Source organism: Rhodopirellula sp. SH410 (assembly GCF_055811895.1).
The window spans coordinates 5,150,833-5,177,293 of sequence record NZ_CM147949.1; the positions used below are offsets into that span (position 1 = coordinate 5,150,833).

20 protein-coding genes are annotated in these 26,461 nt (G+C 58.5%); 15 read left to right on the top strand and 5 right to left on the bottom strand.

Annotated elements, in window-relative coordinates; translation table 11 throughout:
• Positions 1 to 17: 17 nt before the first annotated feature.
• Positions 18 to 755 (bottom strand): TylF/MycF/NovP-related O-methyltransferase, encoded by a 738-nt coding sequence (locus SH410x_RS18795; RefSeq protein WP_473669824.1) that lies wholly within the window; start codon positions 753 to 755, stop codon positions 18 to 20.
• Between the two features lie 244 nt (positions 756 to 999).
• Here SH410x_RS18795 and SH410x_RS18800 point away from each other — a divergent pair, with 244 nt between their 5' ends.
• The 3 genes from SH410x_RS18800 (at position 1,000) to SH410x_RS18810 (ending at position 3,081) form a co-directional block, all read left to right on the top strand.
• A complete protein-coding gene (locus SH410x_RS18800; protein ID WP_473669826.1) occupies positions 1,000 to 1,257 on the top strand; it encodes a hypothetical protein in 258 nt (85 codons plus the stop codon).
• Between the two features lie 496 nt (positions 1,258 to 1,753).
• A complete protein-coding gene (locus SH410x_RS18805; protein ID WP_473669828.1) occupies positions 1,754 to 2,530 on the top strand; it encodes a S1 family peptidase in 777 nt (258 codons plus the stop codon).
• Between the two features lie 71 nt (positions 2,531 to 2,601).
• Positions 2,602 to 3,081 carry a hypothetical protein gene (locus SH410x_RS18810; protein WP_473669830.1) on the top strand — a complete coding sequence of 160 codons (480 nt, stop codon included), beginning with the start codon at positions 2,602 to 2,604 and terminating at the stop codon, positions 3,079 to 3,081.
• Here SH410x_RS18810 and SH410x_RS18815 read toward each other — a convergent pair.
• The gene (locus SH410x_RS18815) at positions 3,059 to 4,168 is read right to left on the bottom strand and encodes a sigma-54 interaction domain-containing protein (RefSeq protein ID WP_473677344.1); all 1,110 of its coding nucleotides are present in this window, start codon (positions 4,166 to 4,168) and stop codon (positions 3,059 to 3,061) included. The two genes, SH410x_RS18810 and SH410x_RS18815, sit on opposite strands and share 23 nt — an antisense overlap.
• A gap of 113 nt (positions 4,169 to 4,281) precedes the next feature.
• Between SH410x_RS18815 and SH410x_RS18820 the strand changes: the two genes are divergently transcribed.
• From SH410x_RS18820 to SH410x_RS18840, 5 genes are read left to right on the top strand one after another with little or no spacing between them, the layout of a single operon-like run.
• The gene (locus SH410x_RS18820; protein ID WP_473669832.1) at positions 4,282 to 5,727 is read left to right on the top strand and encodes an aldehyde dehydrogenase family protein; all 1,446 of its coding nucleotides are present in this window, start codon (positions 4,282 to 4,284) and stop codon (positions 5,725 to 5,727) included.
• 46 nt (positions 5,728 to 5,773) lie between these two features.
• On the top strand, positions 5,774 to 7,387 hold the full coding sequence (locus SH410x_RS18825) for a phytoene desaturase family protein (protein WP_473669834.1): 1,614 nt from the start codon (positions 5,774 to 5,776) through the stop codon (positions 7,385 to 7,387).
• The gene (locus tag SH410x_RS18830) at positions 7,384 to 8,214 is read left to right on the top strand and encodes a lysophospholipid acyltransferase family protein (RefSeq protein WP_473669836.1); all 831 of its coding nucleotides are present in this window, start codon (positions 7,384 to 7,386) and stop codon (positions 8,212 to 8,214) included. The genes SH410x_RS18825 and SH410x_RS18830 overlap by 4 nt, the downstream gene beginning before the upstream one ends.
• Entirely contained in the window at positions 8,207 to 9,409 is a 1,203-nt protein-coding gene (locus tag SH410x_RS18835; RefSeq protein ID WP_473669838.1) for a glycosyltransferase, read from the top strand. The genes SH410x_RS18830 and SH410x_RS18835 overlap by 8 nt, the downstream gene beginning before the upstream one ends.
• A gap of 45 nt (positions 9,410 to 9,454) precedes the next feature.
• Positions 9,455 to 12,580 carry a DUF7133 domain-containing protein gene (locus tag SH410x_RS18840; protein WP_473669840.1) on the top strand — a complete coding sequence of 1,042 codons (3,126 nt, stop codon included), beginning with the start codon at positions 9,455 to 9,457 and terminating at the stop codon, positions 12,578 to 12,580.
• Positions 12,581 to 12,841: 261 nt separating this feature from the next.
• Here SH410x_RS18840 and SH410x_RS18845 read toward each other — a convergent pair whose 3' ends face one another.
• Entirely contained in the window at positions 12,842 to 13,987 is a 1,146-nt protein-coding gene (locus tag SH410x_RS18845; RefSeq protein WP_473669842.1) for an endonuclease/exonuclease/phosphatase family protein, read from the bottom strand.
• A 256-nt stretch (positions 13,988 to 14,243) separates the two neighbouring features.
• Positions 14,244 to 15,680 carry a hypothetical protein gene (locus tag SH410x_RS18850; protein WP_473669844.1) on the bottom strand — a complete coding sequence of 479 codons (1,437 nt, stop codon included), beginning with the start codon at positions 15,678 to 15,680 and terminating at the stop codon, positions 14,244 to 14,246.
• On the opposite strand from SH410x_RS18850, the gene SH410x_RS18855 reads away from it, so the two are divergent.
• Positions 15,679 to 15,846 carry a hypothetical protein gene (locus SH410x_RS18855; protein WP_473669846.1) on the top strand — a complete coding sequence of 56 codons (168 nt, stop codon included), beginning with the start codon at positions 15,679 to 15,681 and terminating at the stop codon, positions 15,844 to 15,846. The genes SH410x_RS18850 and SH410x_RS18855 overlap by 2 nt on opposite strands.
• A gap of 140 nt (positions 15,847 to 15,986) precedes the next feature.
• Here SH410x_RS18855 and SH410x_RS18860 read toward each other — a convergent pair whose 3' ends face one another.
• On the bottom strand, positions 15,987 to 16,931 hold the full coding sequence (locus SH410x_RS18860; protein WP_473669848.1) for a hypothetical protein: 945 nt from the start codon (positions 16,929 to 16,931) through the stop codon (positions 15,987 to 15,989).
• 586 nt (positions 16,932 to 17,517) lie between these two features.
• On the opposite strand from SH410x_RS18860, the gene SH410x_RS18865 reads away from it, so the two are divergent.
• The 6 genes from SH410x_RS18865 to SH410x_RS18890 all read left to right on the top strand — a co-directional run bounded on the left by SH410x_RS18865 (position 17,518) and on the right by SH410x_RS18890 (position 26,368).
• Entirely contained in the window at positions 17,518 to 19,230 is a 1,713-nt protein-coding gene (locus SH410x_RS18865; RefSeq protein WP_473669850.1) for a DnaA/Hda family protein, read from the top strand.
• Between the two features lie 35 nt (positions 19,231 to 19,265).
• Positions 19,266 to 20,717: a replicative DNA helicase gene (dnaB, locus tag SH410x_RS18870; protein ID WP_473669852.1), complete on the top strand. Its 1,452-nt coding sequence runs from the start codon at positions 19,266 to 19,268 to the stop codon at positions 20,715 to 20,717.
• A gap of 174 nt (positions 20,718 to 20,891) precedes the next feature.
• On the top strand, positions 20,892 to 21,722 hold the full coding sequence (locus SH410x_RS18875) for a hypothetical protein (protein ID WP_473669854.1): 831 nt from the start codon (positions 20,892 to 20,894) through the stop codon (positions 21,720 to 21,722).
• Between the two features lie 21 nt (positions 21,723 to 21,743).
• Positions 21,744 to 23,144, top strand: coding sequence for an MBOAT family O-acyltransferase (locus SH410x_RS18880; RefSeq protein WP_473669856.1), 1,401 nt, complete (start codon positions 21,744 to 21,746; stop codon positions 23,142 to 23,144).
• 9 nt (positions 23,145 to 23,153) lie between these two features.
• The gene (locus tag SH410x_RS18885; RefSeq protein WP_473669858.1) at positions 23,154 to 24,749 is read left to right on the top strand and encodes a sugar porter family MFS transporter; all 1,596 of its coding nucleotides are present in this window, start codon (positions 23,154 to 23,156) and stop codon (positions 24,747 to 24,749) included.
• Between the two features lie 2 nt (positions 24,750 to 24,751).
• On the top strand, positions 24,752 to 26,368 hold the full coding sequence (locus SH410x_RS18890; protein ID WP_473669860.1) for a serine/threonine-protein kinase: 1,617 nt from the start codon (positions 24,752 to 24,754) through the stop codon (positions 26,366 to 26,368).
• The last annotated feature ends 93 nt before the right edge of the window (positions 26,369 to 26,461 follow it).

The following is a 26,461-nucleotide window of genomic DNA, read 5'->3' on the forward strand; positions in this document are numbered from 1 at the left end:
AACGACGGATTGTGTCACTACGAATGTTTCACGATCAGTCCTTGGCCGGTTGGAAGGGTCACCACCATGTGGCCCTGTTCGCGGGCAAATTGGTCCCACATGTCTCGCTGCAGCTCGTGATCTCGCCAGCCATAGTCATCGATCAGGACCATGCCCCCGACGCTGAGCCGTGGCCATAAGAGTTCGATGCAACTTTTTTCTGCGGGGGCGTTATTCAGATCCACCGCCAAATAAGCGATCTTGCTGGGGCCATTCTCGAGCGTCTCAGGCAACAGCCCGCGCACAAGTTTGCAGTTTGGGAACTCCGAAAATGCCTTCACGGCTTGCTCGTAGACATGCTCGTTTTGATACATCTCGTCGTTGTGGCCTTTCACCAAGGCCCGTTCTGACTCGCGGACGGTTTCCAAGGGAATCGGCCCCCAAATGTCGTACAGCCAGAACTCTTTGTCGACATTCTCAAAGTTCAGATATTTACAGATTGAGAGCGAGAGCAGACCGGTAAAAACGCCGCATTCGACGAATTCACCTTGAATTTTCGAGCAGTGGAAGGCGGCCCAAATCGCGATATGCGCTCGCCAGCGAATATCAGGGATCGCGGTGCTGCCGACAAATCCATGCTCAGCATGTTTCTTGGCAAATTCCCAAGATTCGATAAAATGTGGATCGTCTAAAAACCCTAACGACCGCGATCGAACGCCCAAGCAATCAGCGTAGAAATCAAGTCGCTTCTTTTTATTTTTCTTGAACGGCCACATCCGGTTTGTTCCTCGGTGAGCTGGCTGGAAAAAATGTCAGTATTCTTTGGGGAGGATTCACGAGGCCATCACGCTTCGTTTCGAGCGTCGGCATCGAAAATGGCGGAGTCATTAACGACTCGCTGGCCGCACTTTCAACTGGTTGGAGAGGAGAAGAGGGAATACGACCTCGTCGCACAAGATAGAGACGTGATCGTCATCGACGATGCTATTGACGGGCAGCTTTCATGTCCAGGCCGTTTTGGTGCAGTATCAACGAGGTTGCGTTGCCCACTTTGGGTCGTTCGAAAGTGAGCTGGGCGTCGACTCCGCGGTACGACCACTCCGTCAAGCTGCCCGGATACACTCGAAACTGGATCTGGTTGGTTGCTTGGACGAACAGCTGATCGCCGTTCGCGGTGACGCTCAGTACAAATTCCGGCGTCAATTCGTCGTCACCGACCAATCGCTGGGCATCACCTTCTTGAAGCTCGACACAGGGGATTTCGGCGGGCTTGACTGAGGCGCCCGCGAGATCTTGGATGATCGATGCTGCGGCCCGTCCCGATTGCCATCGAGAGAACGCTCGCTGTGATTCCCAATGCGGTCACCCATCGCGTTGCACGATGGTGTTGAGAGGTATCCATTTCCGCGTCTCCGAAGTCCGATAAAAAGATTGAGTGTACCCCAATTCGCGATAACAATCGGTCTTCTTCAATGAGCATGCGACCCAGGATTTGCCGGTCGGATTCATCGTCCGGCCAAACGCGTCCGGCCAAACGCGTGCCGCCCAAACGCGTCCGGTCAAACGCGTGCCGCCCCTACGACGCGTCTCGATCGCAAAGCACGACCAGTGCACCAGGCACGGATCAGATCGGGTCATTTCCTGCCCCATCCGTTTTCGTGGAGCAAAGCCGCTGCATCCTCGGCTCGACAGGACCACATCCCCATCAACGGACGAGGCGGGTACAATCCTGCCCTGCTTGCTTCCACACCTCTCGCGTTCTCTCCACTGAATCATGAAACCGCTCGCTCTTGTGCTACTTGCTTTGATTGCCTTCGCGACTCCCGCGGCCGTGGCGGCGGATCCACCACCGCTAGAGCTTTGGCAACGTGCGGTCTGCATTCAGTCTCCGGACGAAAACAAAGCCGATAGCATGAAACTCTGCACGGCATTCTTAGTGCATTCGGCTGACGACCTGTTCCTGGTCACGGCGAAACATGCGTGCGACGAGACGAGTGCGAAGAGCAAGTTGCTATACCGTGACCCAACGGGCAAATCTCAATGGTTCTCGCTAAAGAGTCTCTTTTCCGGTGATTCCAGCCCCTGGCATCGCGACGCGGCCTCTGACTTCGCGATCGCGCGAGTTCAGCCGGACAAGAACGGCAGGCTCTATCTCGATCACCTGATGACGCTGTCGGTGCCTCTCGATAGCGTCTGCACCGATGTCCAGTCGCCAACGACTCCGATCGTCACCGCCGGTTTCCCACTTGGGTTGGGAGCCAAGGGCCGCATTTCGCCGCTTGCGATGGTTGGCCATATCGCGTCGGAGGAAATTGAAAGCGATACTCGCTGGGGACACGAACCGATCATCTACACTTCCCCCACGCTCGCACAGGGAACAAGCGGTGGCCCCACTTTCCTGTTGAAGGATTCGCCCGCTAGCGTCACCGTGGTCGGGATTTCGATAGGCATTGTGTTTGATGGGTCCGGTGCCAAACTCTCAAAAATGGTGCCCTCGCGTCTGATTCACGCCGCGATCGCAAATTTCACTCCCGCCATGGATGACGAGTAAACGAAGACCGGGACGCGCAGCTGCCCGTCCTGCTTCCCGAACAAGAATCGCTCCCGGAAGGGAAGCCACCGATGCCGTTTCCACGACGTGTTTTGACGCTCGGCCTGCTGCTCGTCGCCTCGTCGATGGTGATGACATTCACCCACGAAGTGGGGCATCTCATCGGCGGCTGGATCGGTGGTGCGAAGCTAACAGACTTCGACTTGGTCCCCTGGCACCTTCCATACAGCGTGCATCACCCCGACCCTCATCCGCTGCTAACCTTATGGTCCGGACCCGTGTTGGGGGTCGTGATTCCTGGGCTGACGGCACTGCTATGTCGCCATCGTTGGCTAGTCTTTATCGCTGACTTTTGCTTATTGGCCAACGGAGCCTACCTGGCACTGGCATGGATCGCCGGTGATCGGCTACTCGACACGCCCAGGTTATTGAATGCCGGTGCGTCACCGGTAGCGATTGCGATCGTCTGCGTTTTCGCGATAGGGATCGGATACGCTCGCTTCCGGCGAGATTGCGTTGAGGTGCTGTCTACCCCAGGTCGTACTGTTTGATTTTTTTGTAGAGCGTGTTGCGGTTCATGCCCAATCTTGCAGCGGCCTTGGTTTGCACCCCACCGCACTGGGCGAGCACTTGAGCGATTAGCTCTCTTTCGATCTGGTCGACGACCGACGCGTGCACGTTCTCTTCCTCATCGGCTTCGGCGAGTCCGCGAGAGACGACGAAACGAGTCAGCGTCTTCACATCCATTCGATCCACATACGCCGCCGGACTGACGGCGGGCTCGGCGGATCGTTGGAGCGTGCCGGAGTGCTCGCCGGTGGGATCCTGGTCGATGGGGAGGCGTGACTGGGGGTCTGGTTCGGAATGACCGCCAGCGGCGAATGACTCGGCAAATCGGCCCACGAGCGGTTCGCCGCTCGTTACACACACGGGCAACAGGTCGAGCGTCAATTCATCGGTATCGCTCATCACCACGGCCCGCTCGATATAGTTTTGCAGCTCGCGGACGTTTCCGGGCCAGTGATAATCTTGCAGGGCGAGCATCACGGCCGGTTCGATGTGGGTCACATAGCGATCGTTGACTTCGTTGTAGTAATCTAAAAAGAACGAAACCAACGCGGGGACATCGTCGCGGCGGTGGCGAAGGGCAGGGATCTCGATGGGGACGACATTGAGTCGCCAATACAAATCCTCGCGGAAACGATCATTGTGTACCTGCCGCATCAGGTCGCGGTTACTCGCCGCGATCACGCGGGCGTCCGTGCGATGGGTGGCGGTGTCGCCGACCCGTTCAAACTCCTTCTCCTGAAGCACGCGTAGCAGTTTTACCTGCAGCGTCATCGTGGTTGAATTGATTTCGTCGAGAAAGATGGAACCGCCATCGGCGGCTTCGAACCGGCCCGCCCGGTTGGCGATCGCACCGGTGAAGGAACCACGAACGTGCCCGAACAACTCACTCTCGAGCAAGCTTTCGCTCAGGGCGCCGCAGTTGACCTTGACGAATGGCCCGCCGCTGCGGTGGCTGAGTTGATGAATTGCCGAGGCGACGAGTTCCTTGCCCGTACCGGTTTCCCCCAGAATCAACACCGATGCGTTGCTGACGGCGACCTTGCGGGTCACCCGGTCGACTTCGCGCATGGCGGGAGAGAGACCGATGACGCCCGGCAACAATTGATTCCGGACACTCACGGGCAGCTAGCTGGGCTGGTAGGATTGTCTGTCACCCGGTTTTCCAACCTGAAGAGAACGATTTGACACGAGCGACAAATTATCACGAACCGCCGTTTTGGGCTATGCGGTCGACGCGGGATCGCTGCCGAATCGTTGGCGCGGCCCGTCACGAGATCGCTAACTCGGCCGATCGGTTGATTGCGAAATCCCGTAGCGATCAACGTCGCGATGATGTCGAGACCGTGGCGTCGGAGCTGATTCCCTTGTGTGACGCATTGGGGTGGATCGCCCACCGTGGCCCGCGTGTACTCGCCGATCGCAAGGTCGGTTTGGCGGGGCGTCCGCTGTGGATGTGGGGGGTGCGAAGTGTGGTCGAGCGGCGGCCTTGGGGCCGCGTACTGATCCTGGGCGCCTGGAATTACCCCATTTTCCTGAGCGCGGTGCAAACCGCCCAGGCACTCGCCGCAGGCAACACCGTCCTCCTGAAACCGGCACCCGGGAGCGAAGCGGTGGTCACGGAGTGGATCGACGCATTTCGGCGGGCGGGCGTGCCCGCAGATGCGTTGCAGTTGCTCGATAGCTCGACCGAAGCCGCAAAAAGCGAGATCGATACGGGCGTTGACCTGGTCGTGCTGACGGGAGCGGCGAGCACGGGGCGAGCGGTTTTACGACAAACATCGGAACGCTTGACGCCCGCGATCATGGAACTTTCGGGTGTCGATGCCGTCTTGGTCCTGCCGGATGCCAACGGGGGCCGCGTCGTCGATGCACTCCGTTTCGGATTGACGTTCAACAGTGGGGCATCGTGTATCGGCCCACGGCGTGTGATGTACCTGCAGGGCAGCGGCGAGCCCGTTTGGGTGGATCAGCTCATTGATCGCTTGCGTGAAGGTCCCCCCGTGATCGTGCATCGGGCGGCCCGCGATGCGGTTGCCGGGGCGGTTGCCGATGCTCTCGAGGCGGGCAGCGTGGATCGCATCGGGCGATTTGACGCAGCCGAACTCCTCCGCAGCGGAGCCATGCACCCCGTCTTGCTGTCTCACGTCCCCCCGGACCACGCGGTCCTGCGGACCGACCTATTTGCCCCCGTGCTGTCGCTGCTGGAAATGGACTCACTCGACGCGGCGGTTGCCCAGGTAAACGAATGTCCATATCGCTTGGCAGCATCGGTGTTCGGCTCCCGGAGCGAAGCCATGCAGGTGGCGGCCCGGCTCGATGTCGGCTCGGTAACGATCAACGATCTGGTGGCTCCCACGGCAGACCCGCGACTGCCTTTTGGCGGTCGCGGTGAGAGCGGATTTGGGGTGACCCGAGGTCCGGAAGGGCTGCTGGCCATGACCACGCCACGCGTGATTTCGGCACGTTCAGGACGCATCGCTCCGCATTTATCACCGCGACACGATTCCGATGCCGAAGTGTTAACCGGGGTGATGCAATGGAATCATGGCAGCGGTTTTCGCGAGCGAATCGGGGGACTGCGACGGCTTACCTCTGCCGTTCGAAGGCGAGGTCGGGTAGAACAGTGAGTCGTGGCATTGGTTCGTCTTCCCTTCTCGAGTGTTCTCCTATCTCATGATCGCGCCTGACCATCGAGCGACTCCTCCCACCACCACCGCCCCGCAACACGTCGTGGTCATTGGGGGTGGACTGGCCGGTTTGTCGTCCGCCTGTGTGTTGGCGGCGCGAGGTCACCGTGTCACGTTGTGCGACAAAAATGAGTGGGTCGGTGGCAAGGCTGCGGTGCTGCAGACCGAGGGCTACCGATTCGACATGGGCCCCACCATCCTGACGTTGCCGAGCGTCTTGCGACGAGTTTTCGCGGAAGCGGATCGGAATCTAGAGGATTACCTCGAGATGGTGCCCTTGGATCCACAGTGGCGATGTTTTTTTGAAGGCTCACCGGCAGCGAACACCCGTGAGAACACGGTGCTCGATCTCGTGACGAATGTCGACGCGATGAAACAGCATCTGCGTGAGTTCACCGGCGATGACGTCGCTGCCAACGGATATGAAAAATTCATGGCCGTCAGCGAACAGCTCCATGGCGTCTCGGATCGCTTTTTCTTTTGGCGTTCGATCGGTGGGCTCGCCGACACGATGGAGGTTGGAGGGGCATTTTCAGCGGCCGTTCTCAAAGACGTGATGTCGCTCAGAATGGGACGTAGCGTGGCATCGGTGGTCCGTTCACATGTGCCCGAACACCGCGTCTCACAGATGATGGACCACTTCACGCAGTACGTGGGCTCGTCACCCTACGCCTCGCCTGCGGTGCTCTGCAGCATCGCCCACATGCAAACCGAGGAAGGCATTTGGTATCCCATTGGCGGTACCGGCGCGGTCCCCGAGGCGTTGGCAAAACTCGCCTGCGAGCTGGGCGTTGAAATTCGCACGTGCACCGACATCATGCAGATTCAGACCGACGTATCGGGTGTCAACGGCGTCGTCACCGTCGGCGGTGAAACGATTGCCTGTGATGCCGTGGTCAGCAACTGCGACGCGGTCCGGACCTACCGCGAACTGCTGCAGGGAACCCCTGCGGCCAAAACTTTCGAACGCAAACGAAACTATGAAGCGGCGTGTAGCGGCGTGGTCTTGTATCTTGGCTTGAATCGCCGATACGAGCAGTTGTTGCATCACAATTTCGTCTTCTCGAAAGATCCCAAGGATGAATTCGATCACATCTATCGTCGTGGCGAAATCGCTCCCGATCCCACCGCCTACGTTTGCGCCCCCTCGGTTTCCGAACCAGGCGTTGCACCCGATGGCGGCGAAGCGTTGTACATTCTCGTTCATACCCCGTACCTCCGCAGTCGGCATGATTGGAAAGCGATGTTGCCGCACTATCGGGAGGTAATCCTTGACAAGCTCGAACGGACGGCTGGTTTGGACGGAATCCGGGATGCGATCGTGACGGAGGACTCGTTAACCCCCGAGGATATCCACAACCGCTATCGGGTCCTCAACGGCGCGATCTATGGTCTGGCCAGTCACGGTAAATTCACCGGTGCGTTCAAGCCGGGAAATCGCCGCAAAGATGTTCCTGGTCTGTATCTCGCCGGGGGTGCTGCTCACCCCGGCCCAGGAATGCCGATGGTGTTGATGAGCGGCTGGATCGCGGCGGACTCCCTCGACCAGGATGCGCGGTCAGGGCAACTCGGCACCGCAACAGCGGAATCGACCGCGTGAATTCAGAACTCGCGCCTGTTCCCGCCGCCTGGTTCCAGAATGGCTTTCACCGGTTTCTCGAATCCTATTTAAAGCGTCACTTTCACGCGATCGCCGTTGCGCGAAACGAAGCGGGAACCTGTGACGAAGTTCGGGCAGCGATTGCCGACGACATGACCATGCCCGTGATCGTGTACTGCAACCATCCGTCGTGGTGGGACCCCATGATCGCACACTTCATCAACGCCCGCTTGATGGCCCCCCGCCAGCTATACGCGCCGATCGATGCAGCAGCACTGCAGAAATACAAGGTATTGTCAAAGCTCGGTTTTTTCGGAGTCGATTTGAGCTCGAGTCGCGGGGCCACGAATTTCCTGAAGACAACCGCGGAATTGTTGCAGCGGCCTGCGACGGCGCTTTGGTTGACACCGGAAGGGCGTTTCGCGGACGCTCGCGATCACGCTGCCGATCTGATGCCGGGGCTCGCTCACCTGTGCTCGCGGATGGATCGCGGATTGGTTGTCCCACTCGCCCTCGAATACGTCTTTTGGGATGAACGATTGCCGGAATGCTTGTTTCGTGTTGGCGATTTCTTTTCGCTGTCAGAGTCCCCCTCACGATCGAAGTCACAGTGGACCACGGAACTTGCGGGGCGACTGCGTGAGAATCAGGCGAAACTCGCCTCCCTTGCGATCGCTCGCGCCGCTGAGCCGTTCGAGAATCTGCTGCTTGGAAAACAAGGTGCGTCGGGGGCATACGATTGGGCCCGCCGGCTCAAATCATGGTGCTCGCTGAAAAAGTTCGACGCCGCTCACGGAGACAAATTTGGAGGACGCTCGAATGGATGATTGGTTCATGATCGTGATGTTTTGGGTGCTCCCCACGCTGGCACTGCTCCTGGCGGGCGTCGCGGCATTGATGTTTGCCAGCAATCTGCCACATTTCCTGCGATGGCGAGGTGGTGAACTGAGTCCTACCGAGGAGGAGCCTTCCATTTCGGTGCTGATCCCGGCTCGCAATGAAGCCGGTGGGATCAACCGGACCGTCAACGCGGTGCTGGCCAACACCGGCGTCATTCTGGAGGTGGTCGTGCTCGATGACGATTCGACCGACGGCACCGGCGAGCTCGTCCAGAAAATCGCTGCACACGATGACCGCGTGCGGTTGATCGACAGCGTCAAGCTACCTGCGGGGTGGAACGGGAAACAGCACGCCTGCTGCCGGCTCGCCGAAGCCGCTCAGTTCGATCTGCTGCTATTCCTCGATGCTGACGTGCAGTTGAAACCCACCGCGTTACAACAACTGACCCGTCGCAAGGCCCAGTATGCCGACAGTGGCCCGGCCAAGGGCGAGCCGATCGCGTTGCTCAGTGCATTTCCCAACCAAGAAACCGGCTCGCTCTTGGAGAAGATCTTGATCCCCATGATGCATTACATTTTGCTCTGCTATCTGCCTTTCTCGCGGATGAGATCGAGAACCGATCCAGGGTACGCGGCGGGGTGTGGGCAGGTGTTCGTTACCGATCGCCAGGCATACCAACGCAGCGGCACGCATGCCGCGATCCGGTCAACGCGTCACGATGGAATTCAGCTGCCTCGTATCTATCGCCAAAACGGCATGCTGACCGATTGCGTCGACGGCGCCGGACTGGCGACGTGCCGGATGTACCATGGTGCCGGCCAAGTCGTGCGGGGACTGCTCAAGAATGCTCATGAGGGAATCGCGAACTGGCGGTTGTTGATCCCGTTTTCGATCCTGCTTGCCGGGGCGAGTATCCTGCCCTACGTGACGCTGGGTTACGCGTTGGTTCAGTACTTCGACGACAACCACAGCGTGTCGGTTTGGTTCGCTGGCCTGGTTAGCTTCGCCGCGATCTTTCTCAGTCATCTGCCCCGCTGGGTGGCCGCCTGGAAGCTCCCTCAGAGTCCAACGGGGGCCCTCCTCCATCCGATTGCCATTGTGCTATTTCTGTTTCTGCAGTGGTGGGCGTTCCTGATGCATTTGTGTGGCAAACAAATCGCCTGGCGTGGACGTGATAGCTGAGTATGATGACGCGATCACTATCTCTACTGAAACCGAATGCCTCCCATGAAGACGAAATGCTGCCGTTGCCTGGCACTCATCGGCCTAGTCACCCTATCGAGCCGATGCACTGCTGAGGACAGCAGCACCAAGGCGCCGCCCTTGTCGCCGGAACAATCGATTGCGACGATGCAGGTGCAGCCCGGATACACCATGGTTCCTGTCCTGACGGAACCCGATATCTCCGAACCATCCGCCATTGCCTGGGACGGCAATGGACGGATGTACGTGATCGAAATGCGGACCTACATGCAGGACATCGACGGCACAGACGAGTTGGCGCCCACCAGCCGTGTGTCGCGGCACGAAGACACCGACGGGGACGGCATCTATGACAAACACACCGTATTTGCAGACAACTTGGTTCTGCCCCGAATGGTGTTGCCGCTACTCGACCGTGTCATCATTGGTGAGACCAATACATTGGATCTCAAGAGCTACCAAGACACCGATGACGATGGCATTGCCGACAAAATAGAACTTTGGCACCACGGCGGACCACGCGGAGGCAACCTGGAACACCAACCCAGCGGCCTGATTTGGAATATCGACAACTGGATTTACACGACGTACACCGGTTACCGACTCCGCTACACCGATGGCCAAGTGGTCTCCAATCCGTTGATTTACAACGCCGGTCAGTGGGGACTGACTCAGGACAACGTGGGCCGAATGTATTACTCCTCTGCAGGCGGCGAGAACCCAGCCTACTCGTTTCAACAGCCGATCGTGTATGGGCAAATCGATCTGCCGGGTGAGCAGGCTGAGGGATTTCGAGAGGTCTTCCCCATCGACAATATTCCCGATGTCCAAGGGGGCCTGCCTCGCGTTCGCGACGACAACACACTCAACGTTTTCACTGGTGTGTGCGGCCAATCGATCTATCGCGGTGACCGATTGCCCAACGACTTCGCGGGCGATCTGATTCTCTGTGAGCCCGTGGGCCGCTTGATTCGCCGTGCCAAGGTGACCGACGATAATGGCCGCATCACGCTGCAAAACGCATACGAAAAACAGGAATTCATCGCAGCTCGCGATCCGAACTTCCGGCCCATCAATAGCGCGACGGGTCCCGATGGTTGCCTGTACCTCGTCGACATGTATCGGGGCATTATCCAGGAGGGTGCCTGGGTCCGCGAAGGATCCTACCTGCGCGGCGTCGTACAGGAATACGAACTGGACAAGAACATTGGTCGCGGCCGAATTTATCGCGTCGATCACGAAACGACCGAGCGTGGCGAGCAACCTCGCATGCTCGACGAATCCCCATTGCAGCTTGTAGCCCACCTGGCACACCCCAACGGATGGTGGCGTGATGAAGCTCAGAAACTGATCATTCTGCATGGCGATAAAAGTGTCGTGCCGGCACTGCAGCAACTCGCCCATCACGACGAAAATCCGCTGGCCCGGCTGCACGCGTACTGGACACTCGAAGGTCTCGACGCGATCACCCCGGAATTTCTCGCCGCGGGATTCGTTGATTCCGATGCTCGGGTGCGAGCCGCTGCGATGCGCATTGCCGAGCCTTTTCTGGCGACCGCCCCCGATTTCAACGCGGCGATCAAAGAGCTCGCTCAGGACCGCAGTCCGAGTGTGGTGATGCAGCTGCTGCTGTCGGTTAACCAGGGAAATCACCCCGATGCCGAGACGATTACGCAACAGACGATTGAGGCGACGAAGTCCAATCCCAACATCGCTTCGGTCGCGAAGCAATACGGCAGAGGCATCGAAGCGCTCCTGGCCGAACGAAAGAAGATTGCTGAAATGGCACGCCGCAATCAGGCCCTCGCCGAATCGGTCGTTCGGGGCAAGGTGATCTATTCAACATTATGCATCACATGCCACGGTGAAAACGGCACGGGACATCCGTCTCCGCTGAGCGGCGAGCACCTGGCCCCTCCGCTAGCGGGCTCGGAACGCGTCGTCGGCCACAAAGCGAGGTTGCTGCGAATCCTATTGCAAGGCTTGATCGGTCCAGTCGACCACAAGACCTATGCCGATGGACTGATGATGCCTTTGGCCGCTAACGACGATGCCTGGATTGCCGACGCGGCAAATTACGTGCGGAACAGTTGGGGCAATGAAGCGTCGATGATTGAACCACGAGACGTCGACCACATTCGCGAAGAATCAGCGTCCCGAATCGGACCCTGGACGCTTTCCGATCTGAGCTACTACGATCCTCCCGTGATCAAGGACCGATCCACCTGGAAGCTGACCGCCAGTAACCGTCCGGAGAATGTCCATCATGTGATCGATGACCACCAAAAATCTCGTTGGGATACCGGTGCCGTCCAGGTCCCAGGCCAATGGTTGACGATTGAGCTTCCCGAGCCAGTCAGGGCGATGTCACTGGTGTTAAACACGCAGGGCTCGGACCAAGATTTCCCGCGTGGCTATCGCGTGGACGTCTCCGCAGACGGTTCGTCATGGAGCGGCCCGGTAGCGGCGGGATACGGGGACCAGCCCATCACATCGATCGAGCTGAATAGCCCCGAGTTGGTGCGGTTCATTCGCATCACCCAAACAGGTATCTCACAAAATAAGTATTGGTCGATTCACGACCTACAGATCAAAGCGATTGCCGCGAATGCCAAACCACCGGTTTCGCTGGCCGAGACATTGGCCGAAATTGCGCCGAGCGAGTTGGCAGCACAAGCGATGCGTGAAGGGGATGCCCAACGGGGTGCGGCGTTATTCTTCAATCCATCGATTTCCTGTGCCAAGTGCCATGAACCCGCCTCAGGCCCGCGACTTGGCCCCAACCTGGCCGAGTCTCGCGAAGGCGTCACCGATCAAATGTTGATCGAATCGGTGCTGGAACCGTCTAAAGAGATTCACAAGGATTTCCAGCAGGTCTCCGTCATCACGGCCGACGGATTCGTGCTCCGCGGATTCACAATCCGCGAGAATGATGACGAGCTCGTGATCCGCGAACCCGCAGGCGGCAAGGAAATCGTCATCGCCCAGGACGATATCGACGATGTTTTTCCCGTCAGCGTATCGGCAATGCCTCCCGGACTCGTCAATCAACTGCACGATCGCCAGCAATTCTCCGACCTGATGCGTTTCTTAATCGATGTCCGCAAGGGTGGCGAAGACGCGATGAAGCAGTTCAAAACCAGCCCCTAACCGGCTGTTGGATTAGCCGACGTTCGACCGGCACTCATGGGCCAACAGAACAACAGACATCGCGGGGGCTCATTCGTGTGAGCCCGTTCGCGTGTCTGTGGCCGGACGAGCCTCAGGCCAAAGCACACGCCTGCCGGGCGCCGTCGCCATGCAACCGAGCCAGAGGCGACCGGATTGGTGAGGGCTGACTCCGCCCCAATGCGCCGTTCCGTTCGGCGTTTCGAGGAAGGACGCGGGTGCTCCGAGGGAACCGGTTTGGATTTACTGACTTCCCACCGCCGACTGGATCCCCGTTTGTCGGCCGTCGACTGCTTCACCATCGAGCTCGCTATCTTCGACAGCGCGATCGATTCGTTCATCGGCTTCCTCCTCATCGGCGGGTTGCTGCTCGAGAACTTCATGCTCCGACGCTTTTGCTGGCTCAAATTGCAGGTCAATCAGAATAGGAAAGTGGTCGGAGCCCACAAAATCAAGTCTCTGGATATCTCGTACCGTGAAGTGAGGCGAGTGGAAGACGTGGTCCAACGGAAATCGCATCCAAACATGGTTGGCGTTGAACGTGTTGAAAAAGCCACGCCCGCGGCGCGGATCGAGCAGTCCACTGACGCGCATGAACAATCGCGTCGTTTCCGACCATGCAACGTCGTTCAAATCGCCGCCGATAATGACCGGCCGAGTCTCGTCCGCCAGTTCGCGTCCCCAGAGCGTCAATTCTGCATCGCGGGCCACCGCGTCGTTGTCACGAACCGGCTCGGGCGGACGGGGGTGCACGCCCACAACCCGAACCAAGCGGTCGTCTTCCAACGAAATGACGGCGTCGATCGAAGGCACATCCTCCTCGACGAGGAAGCGAATTTCGTGTGACTGTATGGGAAACTTGGACAGCATCATCATCCCGTACCAGTTTTCCTGAGGATGGATCACGCGGTAGGGGAAATCGTCGATGAGTGAACCGATGCCATCGACCCAGACCTGGTCAATCTCCAACACGATCAGCACGTCTGGCGACGCTCCGCGAACGGTCCTCATCCAGCGACCGTGCTGTGTGTTTTCTTCCTCAACATTGGAGACCACGACACGCAGAGTCGGTAGCCTGAGAACCGATCCTGATTCGGACGACGCCGACTTTGCCTGTTTTTCAGCCAACGGCGTGTAGGGGAAAATGCGAAATCCGTGGAAGAGGAGCAGAAAAAGCATCGCGCTGGCGATGGCAATCGAAATTCCGACCGGTGGTCGAAACCAGAATTGTCTGATCGCAACGTGCGCAAGCGTCATCAGCAAACCAATCGCAACGATCTGCACCCTTGGAAATTCCCAGGCTCGGATGAACCAATGCGGATTCGTGCTCCAGCTAAGCAGCGAACCACAGCATAAAAGTACCATCATCAACAGAATGCCGACGTGCATCGCAGAAATACCTTGCCTTAGGAAAAGTCAGGTGAAAAATCATCGACTGGCGAAGTGGATTTTTGCCAGAAATCTCCAGCATACCGGATTTCGCACAAATCCCACCACGAGGTGCCGCATTTACCAATCGGATCATCGGTAACCAAGCAAACGACGTCCCTAAAATCGCATTTGGGCACTCGCCTTGCCGGAAACTCTCCCACTGCGGGCGAGTTTTCAGCCTGCTCGCGTTTTGACGCGGCACTCTGCCCCTCAACTACAGTAACAAATTCATGCCCAGCACGAGGCTGTTCTGCACGACGTCGCGATCGCTGACGGTGGTGATGTCGATCAGTGGGGCGAAGCCGAGACTGCGCACGTATTCGGCAGAGACCCGGAAGTTCGGGCCCAGTCGCTTGCCGTAGCCGAGGACGAGTTGATCGTTGAACTCGTATTCGCTGCCCGATGGCCCTTGGATACCGCTGCTCCAACTGACGCTGAGCGTTGCCCCACGTGGTCCGCGATCGAACCAATAGGCGGCTTCGGTGCGATAAGCCGAAACTCGGTTGGCCGTCACGGGCCAGTCCCGTGTGGTGGTAATGAATTCACCCGCGAACGTCAGTTGGTCAATATCGAGCCTCGCATTGACGTCCCAGGCGCTGTTGTAGCGTTCGCCATAGATATTGGGACTGGTGTGTTCGGCGACGGTGCTGTCGTAGCTGGTGCCGAGCAGGAATCCACCCCCGATTCGCAAGTGACGATCGGGCACGTCGCCGACCCGATAACTCGCGTTGGCGGCGAAATTGTTCAGTTTTCCCTGTTCGGGTGAGTCCACTGTCCGAATCCCGCGTCCACCATTGATCCCCGCCAGCGAGATGTCCCAATGATCGTCGTGGTAACCGGTCCCCAAGCCTTCGGCGAGGGACGCAAAATAGTGCCAAGTGACCGCCTGCGTGAATGGACTGAGGGTACTGAGGTCACCGAATCCAACGTTTTTCTTGCCAATGTAAAGATAGAATGGCGAGACACGGAGATCGCCAATCACCGCGTAGGCCTGGCGAACTTGCAGGCTGCCTTGTTTGGGAGCTGAAAACGAGAAGACGTCCGAAAAGAGCAATTCCGTGTACACACTCGCATAGGGCGTGATCTGCGCCGCGGCCTGCGCGTTGGCCTGCAGCATTCGCGCGTCGGTGGCCGAGTCAGCTCGAAAGTCCGTCGGAAATCGCCCCAGATACGGGAATTTGTTCGTGCGGTTGGTGGACGCCGCCAGAAAGGAGAGTCGCGATTGGCCACCGACGACGACCTGCGGACCGTTCCACCCCCGTGCCGCTTGATATTCCAAGAGAAACAGCTCTTTGTCAGTCTGCCGATTCTGAAAGTCGAGCATCGCATCGCTCAGCGTGCTGTCGAGCTGCAACCAGTCCCGAGCCGCCACGTCATCGTCGACGTCCGCGAAACAGAAACGCACGAAGTCACCGTCGCTGCCGTAGTTGCCACGGCTGACAACACCATGAACTTGCCCACATTGCTCGCACCAATCGCCCTCGGGTGTCCCGTCGAAGGCATCACAAGGAATCGGGCCATCATCGTCGCAGACCGCGTACAGTGCGTCACCACGGGTCAATCGTTGCGGCTCAGCGAAGGCGTTGGACGCCTGTGACCAAACGCGATCGCCCGTGATCGCAAGGATCGAACACGTCGCGACGAGGCACATGAAAGAGCGAATTGAGATCATCGATGTGAGCGGTCGGACGCTGAGAGGCGAGCGGAGAATGATGATCGCCTGTCGAACGACGAAACTGCGAGTCACGTTGCTCGGGGCCGAACACACGCTCGGGGCCGAACACACGCCCGGGGCCGAACACACGCTCAGCCCCTAGCAGGCTTTTGATTTAGCCGGAGTCCAACCGGCAATCGCGAGCCGAATGCCGCAAGGCATCGGGTAACGCGAGCCACCGGGCCGCTCACGCAACTCGGCTCAAGAAATCAACACGCCGCTAGGGACGTCGACACACAGGTACTATTGGCGAAGCGTTTTGCCGGATTTGGCGGCCGACAACACGGTGTCGTCGTTGATCAGCTCCTCGTCCATCTTCGCTCGGTATTCCATCATGCTGCCGGGACCTTGGAATCCCACGACCGTTTCATCCCATTCGAGTTCCTTGCTGAGCAGGCATCCGTTGTCGACATCAAAGCGAACACTGCCGTTGCTGAGTTGTTGGATGACTTGGGCGCGGAGAACTTCGGAATCAATCGGGGTCAGCGTTTGGGTCTTGATGGTGATCGTGGCCACGCCCGTGGTGACTTTTTTCAGTGTGTAAACTTGGCGGGTTTTAATCGTTTTGACTTGTTGGTCCTCGGTGCGGACTTTGACTTCCGATGGCACGGTCCAGTGGTCGCCGATCGCGATCGGATCGGCTGGCAGGGACAATGTCAGCGATCCCATGCCGAGGGACGCTTGGGACCCGGCGTGGTTTTCGCGTTTCAGTTCCGTGCCTGTGGGGTCAATCGTGACGGTCGACAGCGGCGTGCCGATTTGTTCGGCCACGATACTGAAGACGGCGGGCGGTTTCTCGCCGGACAGGCTGCTCCAACGAATCTCGTCCTTGTCACCGTTTTGCTGCGTCATCTCGACGGAGTCAATTTGGTGGTCGAAGGTGATTTCCTGCTCGCTGACGTCACGCACTTTCCAAGATCGCACACTCGTCGTGTACACATTGGCGATTTCCTCGGTGCCATTCATCCGAGTTTTCGTTTTCGCGACGTGAGTGACTTTGTAGCGGAGCGTTTGATTGGGCGAGAGATGATGGCGAAGCTGGTACTTCTGGTCCGCTGATTTCGACAACACGCTTTCGCCCCCCCCGTCGGCTGCGACCGCCAGCGGAGCGGCAAAGAGCGCCATCCCAAAAAAAGTAGCGGTGCAGGTGGCGAGCGAGCGAATGGGCGAAATGGGGCGACGTGACATGTTATCTGGGCTCCGGAATCGGGGGAGGGCAAATGGAGACGCTCCCGCGTGTAACAAATCCGGAAAGTCGACCGCTAGGGCTGAATTTCAATCTGGCGCGTTGGATTCTCTGCAACTACCTTGGCGGCAACATGTTACCTACCAAGGGGATTTGTGAATTCGGGATGAAGATTGAGTTACCGACAGATTATCCACGGGCAAGCAAAGTCGAATTGTCGACGGAACCGACGTGGACGTGGGTGGGTGTGATCCCATAGAACTCGTTTTTTGCCACCGCTTCGGACTCGCAGCAGGACCTGTCGGCAGCCGACAATAAAAACTTGAGTCAATCGGTTTGACTTGTTTGCTAGCAAACCTAGAATCTGCCTCACTCGCTGTAGGAGAGCCCAGGGGCGGAAACGGCAGAGTCACATTTTGAATCCGAACGAATTTCACAAAAACCTCGGTTTTTCCTGGGTCCATCGCGTTTAATCGCAGATTTGGACCCCGCCTGAAATCCGGTCGAATTCTGTTTGAATTAGGGTGGCAGCGCTGACGCGCCGCCGCTTCCGTCATCATCATCCACGAGGGAGTTGTCGCTACCGGTATGTCGTCGACGCAAGGCAGCATCGAGACGCAGGAGGCCATCGAGCGATTCGCTGATGCCTTGCGACAACGCATCGGAACCGATCGGTTCCGGTTGTGGTTCACCCACGGGATCGAGTTTGAACTCGAATCGTCCCAGGATGGATCCAATGGTGAAACGGCCGATGATGCCGCCAATGTGGTCGTGCTGCAGGTTAGTGGGCCGTTTGCGGCGGACCGGATCGCCAAGAACTTTACCGCCGATCTTCGCGCCGCCGCCACGATGGCACTCGGAGACCATGGCCGTTTTCGGATGGAGATCGATGCCGCAACCACTCAACCAGCGTTGATCGCGGGTGCCAATGAGACGTCCGGCAAGACGCAGCGAACTCGGGCAAACCGCTCGTCGGAGACATCCAACGCAGGCGAACCGAAGGCGAGCCAATCAAGTCCGTCGCCACGCGGCCGGAGTCGTGGACGCAAATCGGCCGGCAAGCTATCGAGTTTATTGGCCGATTCGCATCTGACCCGTTCTGCGGATGAGATCGCGGCCGAAGGTGAAGCGAACGACGCTCAAATGGATCGGCGGAACACTCGGTCAGGATCACGCGATGATCGGTCGGGATCACGCGATGATCGGTCGGGATCACGCGATGATTCGAGCGGCGCGGTGAGTGCACCGTTGCCCGAATCCTTGCCGACCGGTGGCCGCACGCTCGATAGTTTCATTACCGGTCCCTGCAACGAGTTCGCGTTTTCAGCGGCGACGATGGCGATGTCGACGCCCGAGGTGGCGACACCGCTATTCCTGCATGGGCCGACCGGGACGGGCAAATCGCATTTACTCGCGGCGATCGCCGAAGAGTTTCGCCGCCGGCGTCGGATGCGGCGGGTGATCTTGTTGACCGCGGAACAGTTCACCAACGATTTCGTGAGCTCAGTCAATTCGACGGGGCTACCGAGTTTTCGCCGCAAGTATCGCGAGGTCGATGCCTTGCTGATTGATGACGTGCACTTCCTCGCCTCGAAAACGGCAACCCTCCGCGAGGCACTGTACACGCTCGAAACGCTTGCTTCGGCGGGCAAACCACTCGTGTTCACTGCCAATTTGCCGCCCGCGGACATCCGTGGGCTGACCGGCGAGGTGGCTGGCCGGATGTCCTCGGGACTGGTCTGCCCGCTGTTGGCACTCGATGCGGCGACGCGTATGAATTTACTGACGCGATTGGTAAAAACTCGCTGCGTGCTCGACTGCGACCCCCAATTGCTTGCCGAAGTCAGTGAAGCGATCGGTGGTGACGCTCGGGCGGTGACCGGCGTGGCGAACTTGATTGGGATGTTGCAGCGGATGTTCCGCCGTGAACCCACGATTGACGAAATCCGTCAGTTTGGTGGCGATTTGATGCGGAATACGCGTTCGGCACCGACGCTACGGTCGATCGAACGAGCGGTTTGCGACGCATTTGGGCTTGAAAGCGACGGCCTTCGCGGCAAAGCTCAGACACGCCGGGTGAGCGAACCACGAACATTGGCGATGTATCTCGCTCGGACGCACACCGGCAGCGCCTATACTGAAATTGCTCAGCACTTTGGACGCCGCAGCCATACCGGCGCGATCGCGGCCCAACAAAAAGTCGAACAGTGGTTAGCGAGCGGGAAGCAGATCGGGGGTGGCGACGCCGCGATGGCCGCAGCCGATGCGATCGCTCGTGTGGAAGCCCGACTGCGAGCGTAACGCTGGCCTCTCCTCCTCCAACAAATGTCACACGGATGATCAAAGACGACAAGTTCTCGGGTTCTGGATTTCGCGACAAGAAGAAAAAGGAGATCTCCGCTAGCGAGATTCTGCAGCGGCAACCGCCCTTCGAACTCGAAGCCGAGATGGGCGTGATCGGCAGTATCATGCTGATGCCGGACATCTGTGACGAGATCGCTTCGTTGCGAGCGGACGACTTCTACGATGATGCCAATCGCATCATCTATGGTCACCTGCGTGACATGTATGACACCGGCGAAAAGATCGACATCACGCTGTTGGTGTCCCGCATGCGAACGGCCGGCGAATTCGAAAAAGTAGGCGGTGCCGCGTATCTGGCGAAACTCTCGGGCAGCGTCGCCAATGCGGCACATGCCGTGTTCTATGCTGAAATCGTGACCGAGAAAGCCGTCTTCAGGCGGCTCATCCAATCCAGTACCGAGATTCTCCGCGAAGCCTACGAGCAATCCAGTACCGCCAAAGAACTCTGTGCCCAAGCCGAACAGAAAGTGTTCGCGATCATGGATGGGCGCAGCAGCAATTCGGTGTCGGCAATCAGCGATGTGCTGCACCAGGCGATGGATCGCATGGAAGCGCGGATGCGCGATGACTATGTCGAGGGCGGTGCCGAAACCGGATTGACGGATTTCGATCAAATGACAGGCGGACTCCACTCCGGCGAGCTGATTATTCTGGCCGCACGTCCTTCGATGGGGAAAACGGCGTTGGCGATGAACATGGCCGAACATGTCGCCTGTGTGCAGCGAGAACCTGTGCTGTTCGTCAGTTTGGAAATGTCCGCGATTGAGCTGGCCGATCGATTGCTCTGTTCGATGGCACGGGTCAACGGTCACCGCCTCCGCAACGGCACCATCTCGTCAGACGATCGCGATCGTCTGGTCAGCAAAGCCAATGAGGTCAGCCAAGCCCCGTTATTCGTGGACGATTCACCGAGCCGAACGGTCAGTGAAATCGCGGCGGCGGCGCGGCGGATCAAGCGGCGTGAGGACGGCCTCGGGATGATCGTGATCGATTATTTGCAGTTGATCGAGCCCGATAACTCGCGTGACCCGCGTCAGGAACAGGTTGCCAAAATCGCGCGGCGACTCAAAGGCATGGCGCGGGAACTCGAAGTCCCGCTGTTGTGTTTATCCCAACTCAACCGGCAGGCTGAAGAGGGGAAAGATCACCGGCCGAAACTCAGCCACCTGCGTGAATCCGGTGCTATCGAGCAGGATGCCGACGTCGTCATGTTCGTCCACCGTGAAGAATACTACCATCGTGGCGATGAGAAAGCTCAGTTCGCCGGGCAGGCGGAAATCATCATCTCCAAGCAACGTAACGGTCCGGTCGGCGACGTGGATTTGACGTGGGAAGCCGACTTCACACGATTCAGTAACCGGGCGGCCGAGCACCATAGCGAGTTCGATGACTACCGTGAATTCACCTCGCCAGGCGGATTTTGAGCCGGTCGAGGTACAGCCTTTCCGACTCGGCAATTTGGGCAAGCTGAGTCGCGAATGCGTTTGTTTCGCTTTGCTTTGGTCCTAGCGATCGTGCGTCGTCGATACACCCTTCGGTAGCGAAATCGTTCGCCCGAAGAGTTTTCACTGACCACGAGCAAGAGACTAAAAATCGTGATGACCCGCAGACTCAAAGAGTTGTTTCCCTCGCTTCGCTCGTTTGCCTTCGTCAGCATCACGGCAGCGACCATCGGGGGCATCCAAACGAGCCCCCTCTCCGCCCAAGGCGTCTGGGCGGAGTCAGCCTGCGGTGCGGAGGTGGCCTGCGGTGCGGAAGTCGCCTGCGGCGCCGAAGTTGCCTGCGGGGCGGAACACGTTTGCGGTGCCGAGATTTCGTGCGGCTTCGAGGGGCCGTTTCAACACACGCCCACCTGCGGTTGTGAGTCCTCGGGACGGGGCGAGTCGCTCGGTCCTGAAAAAGGCCTCTTGGCGAACGTTCGCTTGCCACACTGCAATCTGATGCACGGTACTTTCAATGCGATGGCGTGCGGACTCAAAAAGATGGTGACACTGCATCCCCAGCCTCGCCATTCATCGCGAACGAGTTGCTCATGCGGCACCTGTCAACCTCATTCCTCGGTGACATTCGTTCCGACGCGATCGTCCACATGTGCCCATTGCCAGCCTGCGATGGGGTCCGGTGTCCCGACGGTTTCCACGGAGATCTCAATGCCCTTTGAGGACGGCACATCGACGGATGTCGAGTGGCCAACACTGCCATCTTCATCGCACGAGCAACCGGCAACCGATATCGATCACAGCCAGCCCGGGGCGACCTTCGATCGTTTGAGTGATCCCTTTGAAGATGACTCAGCGAGCTACAAGACAGCTGGAAAAGCGGCGATTCAACAGGCAACGTACGCCAACGAAGTCCCCACATCGTCAACGCGACGGGCCGAGTCAGCACCGGATCGAAGCAGCGATTATGCTGATTACTTTCGCAAGTAGAGCAGCTCTGAAAGTGCCGCGTTGAATTTTGCCCAAGCCGAATTTCTCATCTTCCTACTTGTCGTCCTGGCGGTAACGTGGGCGGCGGGCAAGCGACGTCGGCTGCGAAATGGGTTCCTGTTGGCGGCGAGTTATTACTTCTATGCCTACTGGGATTATCGGTTCTGTGGGCTGCTGCTGATCTCGACCCTGGTCGACTTCTATGTCGCCGGTCGAATGGATGCATGCCGGTCGCCGCGACGTCGGCGTGGATGGTTGCTCGTTAGCCTGACGGTCAACCTCGGGATGCTGGGCTACTTCAAGTACGCCAACTTTTTCATCGAGTCGGCCCGTCCGCTTGTCGAGGCATTGGGGCTGCATGCGTCGACGCTCAACGTGATTTTGCCAGTTGGCATTTCATTCTACACGTTCCAGACGCTCAGTTATACGATCGACGTCTACCGCGGCAAGCTACGACCGCATCACAGTTTGCTGGACTTCGCGCTCTACGTCGCCTTCTTTCCGCAACTCGTCGCCGGCCCCATTGTCCGAGCGAGCAGTCTATTGCCGCAGTTGGCAAGTGTGCCGGACTACCGCCGGCGACGGATGTACGCGGGTTTCCAGCAGTTGCTCAGGGGCGCAGTCAAAAAAATCGTCATTGCGGACCGCCTCGCCGAATCGGTTGATGTGGTATTTGCGGGCGTGGACTTGTACAGCAGCATCACGGTCTGGATCGCGGTGATCGCCTATGCCGGACAAATTTATTATGACTTTTCCGGTTACAGCGACATGGCGATCGGCGTTGCCAAACTGCTCGGTTATCGCTTTCCCGCCAACTTCCGGCATCCTTACTTGGCGACCTCGATGTCGAATTTCTGGCATCGCTGGCACATCACGCTGTCAACGTGGCTGCGCGACTATCTTTACATACCTCTGGGCGGGTCACGGGGTTCGCGACACGCAACCGAGCGAAATCTGATGATCACGATGGGTTTGGGTGGATTGTGGCACGGCGCGGCGATAACCTATGTCCTGTGGGGGCTTTGGCATGGTGTGGCGCTCGTGATCGAGCGCACCCATCTCACCGTGTGGCGGACCGTCGCTCCCGCACTGCGTTGGTGCGGGGTGATCCTCGTCGTCTTGATGGGTTGGGTGCTGTTTCGCAGTCCTGACTGGGCGACGAGTTTGCAGGTGTATGAGCGGTTGTGGTTGCCGTTCTTACCCGACACAGGTTCACCTCGCATTGTGTGGCTGCCACCACTGACGTTGTTGATGATCGGCATCATGGTACTCGAGCATGTGGTGTGGTCGACGCGGTTGCGTCGCTGCATGAGACTGCCCGCCGATGCCTGGTATAGCCCCGTCGCGACAGCCATCATGATCTGGATGTTGTTATTGTATGCACCACGTGATTTTCGTCCGTTTGTCTATTTCCAATTCTGAGTGATCGCAATGCCAAGTCGTTTATTTCTGTGGGCACTGACTTCGGCATTGGCGGGATTCCTATTTGGATTTGATACCGTCGTCATCTCCGGTGCAGAGAAAACAATCCAGTCGGTATGGTCGTTAGGGCATGCTGAACATGGCTTGGCGATGAGCATGGCGTTATGGGGGACCGTGCTCGGGTCGCTCGTGGGCAGTTGGCCGACGGATCGTTTTGGGCGGCGAGCGACGCTGCTCTGGATTGGGATCCTCTATTTCGTTTCGGCCATTTGGTCCGGTCTGGCGACGGACGTTTACTCGTTCATGGTCGCCCGATTCATCGGTGGCATCGGAGTCGGGATCTCAACCGTGGCGGCGCCCTTGTACATATCCGAAATCTCGCCACCGGATCGACGTGGTCGACTCGCGGGAATGTTCCAGTTCAATATTGTGCTTGGGATCCTTGTCGCATACGCGTCCAACGCGTTGCTCGCTGGCATCGGCGAGAATGCTTGGCGATGGATGCTCGGTGTCGAAGCAATCCCGGCACTGATCTATTCTTTGATGTGCTTTGGATTACCTGAAAGTCCCCGTTGGCTGATTTCCGAGCGGGGCGATACCGTCGAAGCGACCCGCGTGCTCCAGCTCGCCAATCCAGAGATGCCCACCGCAGAAGTCGATCGGCTGGTGACCCAGATTAGCGAATCGTCGGTCGATCAACCTGCGTCGGAACGATTTTGGACGTGGCGGTTGCGCGTGCCGATCATGCTGGCGTTCTTGGTCGCGTTCTTCAATCAGCTATCGGGCATCAATGCGATTTTGTACTTCGCCCCCCGTATTTTTGAAATGACCGGGCTGGGTCCAGAGGCTGCGTTGTTGCAATCGATCGGCATCGGTGTGGTCAATCTGCTATTCACTTTTGTCGGACTGTATTTGATCGATCGTCTCGGCCGCCGCACGCTGTTGTACATCGGCTCGTTCGGATACATCGCCTCGCTGGGATTATGCGCGTGGGTGTTTTTCCTGTACGCGCCGCAGTTCCAAGTCGCCAATTCGGCGATCGCGGTCAAGAGTTCGATTGAGACCTTGCAAAAGGCTGAAGCGTTACCGGTTCGCATCGAATCCGATATCTCACGATTCTCCACCGACGTCGACAATGCCCAGAACGCGTTGATGTTGGCATCGAGCTCACCGGAGTACGCCGGCGACGCGGTGACGTTCATTCCCGACGCGAGTTCCGACGCGGTATTGGCGACCGCGAACGAAGCCATGGTCCAGGCAAGCGAAGAATCCGGGCGTGGCGGCACGATGGTGATGCTGTGCATTTTCGCGTTCATCGCAGCGCACGCGGTCGGTCAAGGCGCGGTGATTTGGGTGTTGATTTCGGAGGTATTTCCCAACCGACATCGCGCCGCCGGTCAATCGCTCGGCAGCTTCACGCACTGGATCTTTGCCGCCCTGATCACGCTGGCGTTCCCCTGGTTCATCGGCAGCTTCGCCCCCTCGATCGTGTTCGGATTCTTCTGCTTCATGATGGTTCTCCAGTTGATTTGGGTCGCCACGATGGTCCCCGAGACAAAGGGAGTGCCGCTGGAGGAGATGGAAGCGCGGCTGACGGGGGCGTAACCATGGCGTCCCGAGACGACTCGTCGCCGAGCGATCATGAGCAGCGTTTGGCCAGTCTGCTGGCGGAGCTGACCGATCGGGTCTGCGGCGGTGAAATCGTGGAATTGGACGCTGAGTGCGAACGGCATCCCAATCTTGCTGCTGATCTGCGTGAGCTCTGGGGCGCCGTCTTGGTGACCGATACAGCCGGTGCAGTCCGTGATGAGATGCCGAAACAGCGGCTGCCGATGATGATGGGCGACTATGAGTTGCTCGAAGAGATCGGCCGGGGCGGGATGGGGGTCGTCTTTCGCGCGCGGCAGCGATCACTCGATCGCGAGGTCGCGGTGAAAATGATCCTGCGTGACCGTTTGGCCAGCGACGCGGATCTGCAACGATTCCTCGCCGAAGCTTCCGCGATGGCATCGCTGCAACACACCGGAATCGTTCCGGTGTACGAAGTCGGTGATCATGAGGGGCGACCGTTCTTCAGCATGAAACTGATCCCCGGACAAACGCTCGCTCAGAAAGTTGCGTTCGGACCCATGAATGTGCGGGCCGCGTGCGAGATGCTCATCGCGGTCGCCGAGGCCGTCGGCGCCGCCCATGCCGCGGGGATCCTGCACCGTGATATCAAACCCAGCAACATTCTATTCGCGGCGGACGGTCACCCGATGTTGACCGATTTTGGACTCGCCAAGCCCATCGGTACCGAGGACGCGTTCACCCGCAGCGGCTTGCTCGTGGGGACGCCGGCCTACATGTCTCCCGAACAGGCGAGTGGCCGGAAGCAGGATGTCGGGGTCACCAGCGATGTGTATTCACTCGGCGGCGTGCTTTATTACGCGCTTACCGGTCGGGCGCCGTTCGTGGCCGAGACGGCCGTCGAGCTTGTGATGCTGGTAATCGAGCAGGACCCGCCGCCCCCACGCGCCCTCCGCCCCGGGCTCGATCGTGACCTGGAAATGATCGTGACCCGGTGTCTGCAAAAACCGATGGACCTGCGGTATGCCAGCACGTCCGAACTGATCGCGGATCTGCGTGCGTTCCTGGCCGATGAACGCATCGCGGCCCGGAGCGGCCACTTTAATCAAGTTGTCGCGAGAGTGTTTCGCGAAACACATCATGCGGCGGTGCTCGAAAATTGGGGCCTGCTGTGGATGTGGCATTCGCTGGTGCTCTTAATCGCCAGTTTGCTGACGTGGCAGATGGCGATGCATGGCATCGAGCGACGTGAAAGCTACATCGCCGTGTGGGTACTCGGCCTGGGGGCATGGGCGGCCGTGTTCTGGAAACTGCGGCAAAGGATGGGGCCGGTGACATTCATTGAGCGGCAGATTGCCCATGTGTGGGGGGCGAGCATGGTCGCCATTGCCATGCTGTTCCCGCTGGAATGGTGGCTCGGTTTGGACGCGCTGCGTTTAGCTCCCCTGCTCGGCGTCATCAGCGCCATGGTATTCATTATCAAAGCGGGCATGCTCAGCGGCGCGTTCTACTTCCAGGCCATCGCGTTATTGATCGGCGCCGTTGCGATGGCAGTGGTTCCACGCCACGCCCATTTAATCTTTGGGGTAATCGCCGCAGCCTGTTTCTTCTTTCCCGGCCTGAAGTACTACCGCCGGAGGGGGATTCGGTTTTAAGAAAAAATCGGGCCGGCACCCAATCCAGGTGTCCGCTCGTTTACAATTGGTCAGCAGCTGATCCCCTGCTGATCTCGCCTGCCACCTTGCCCC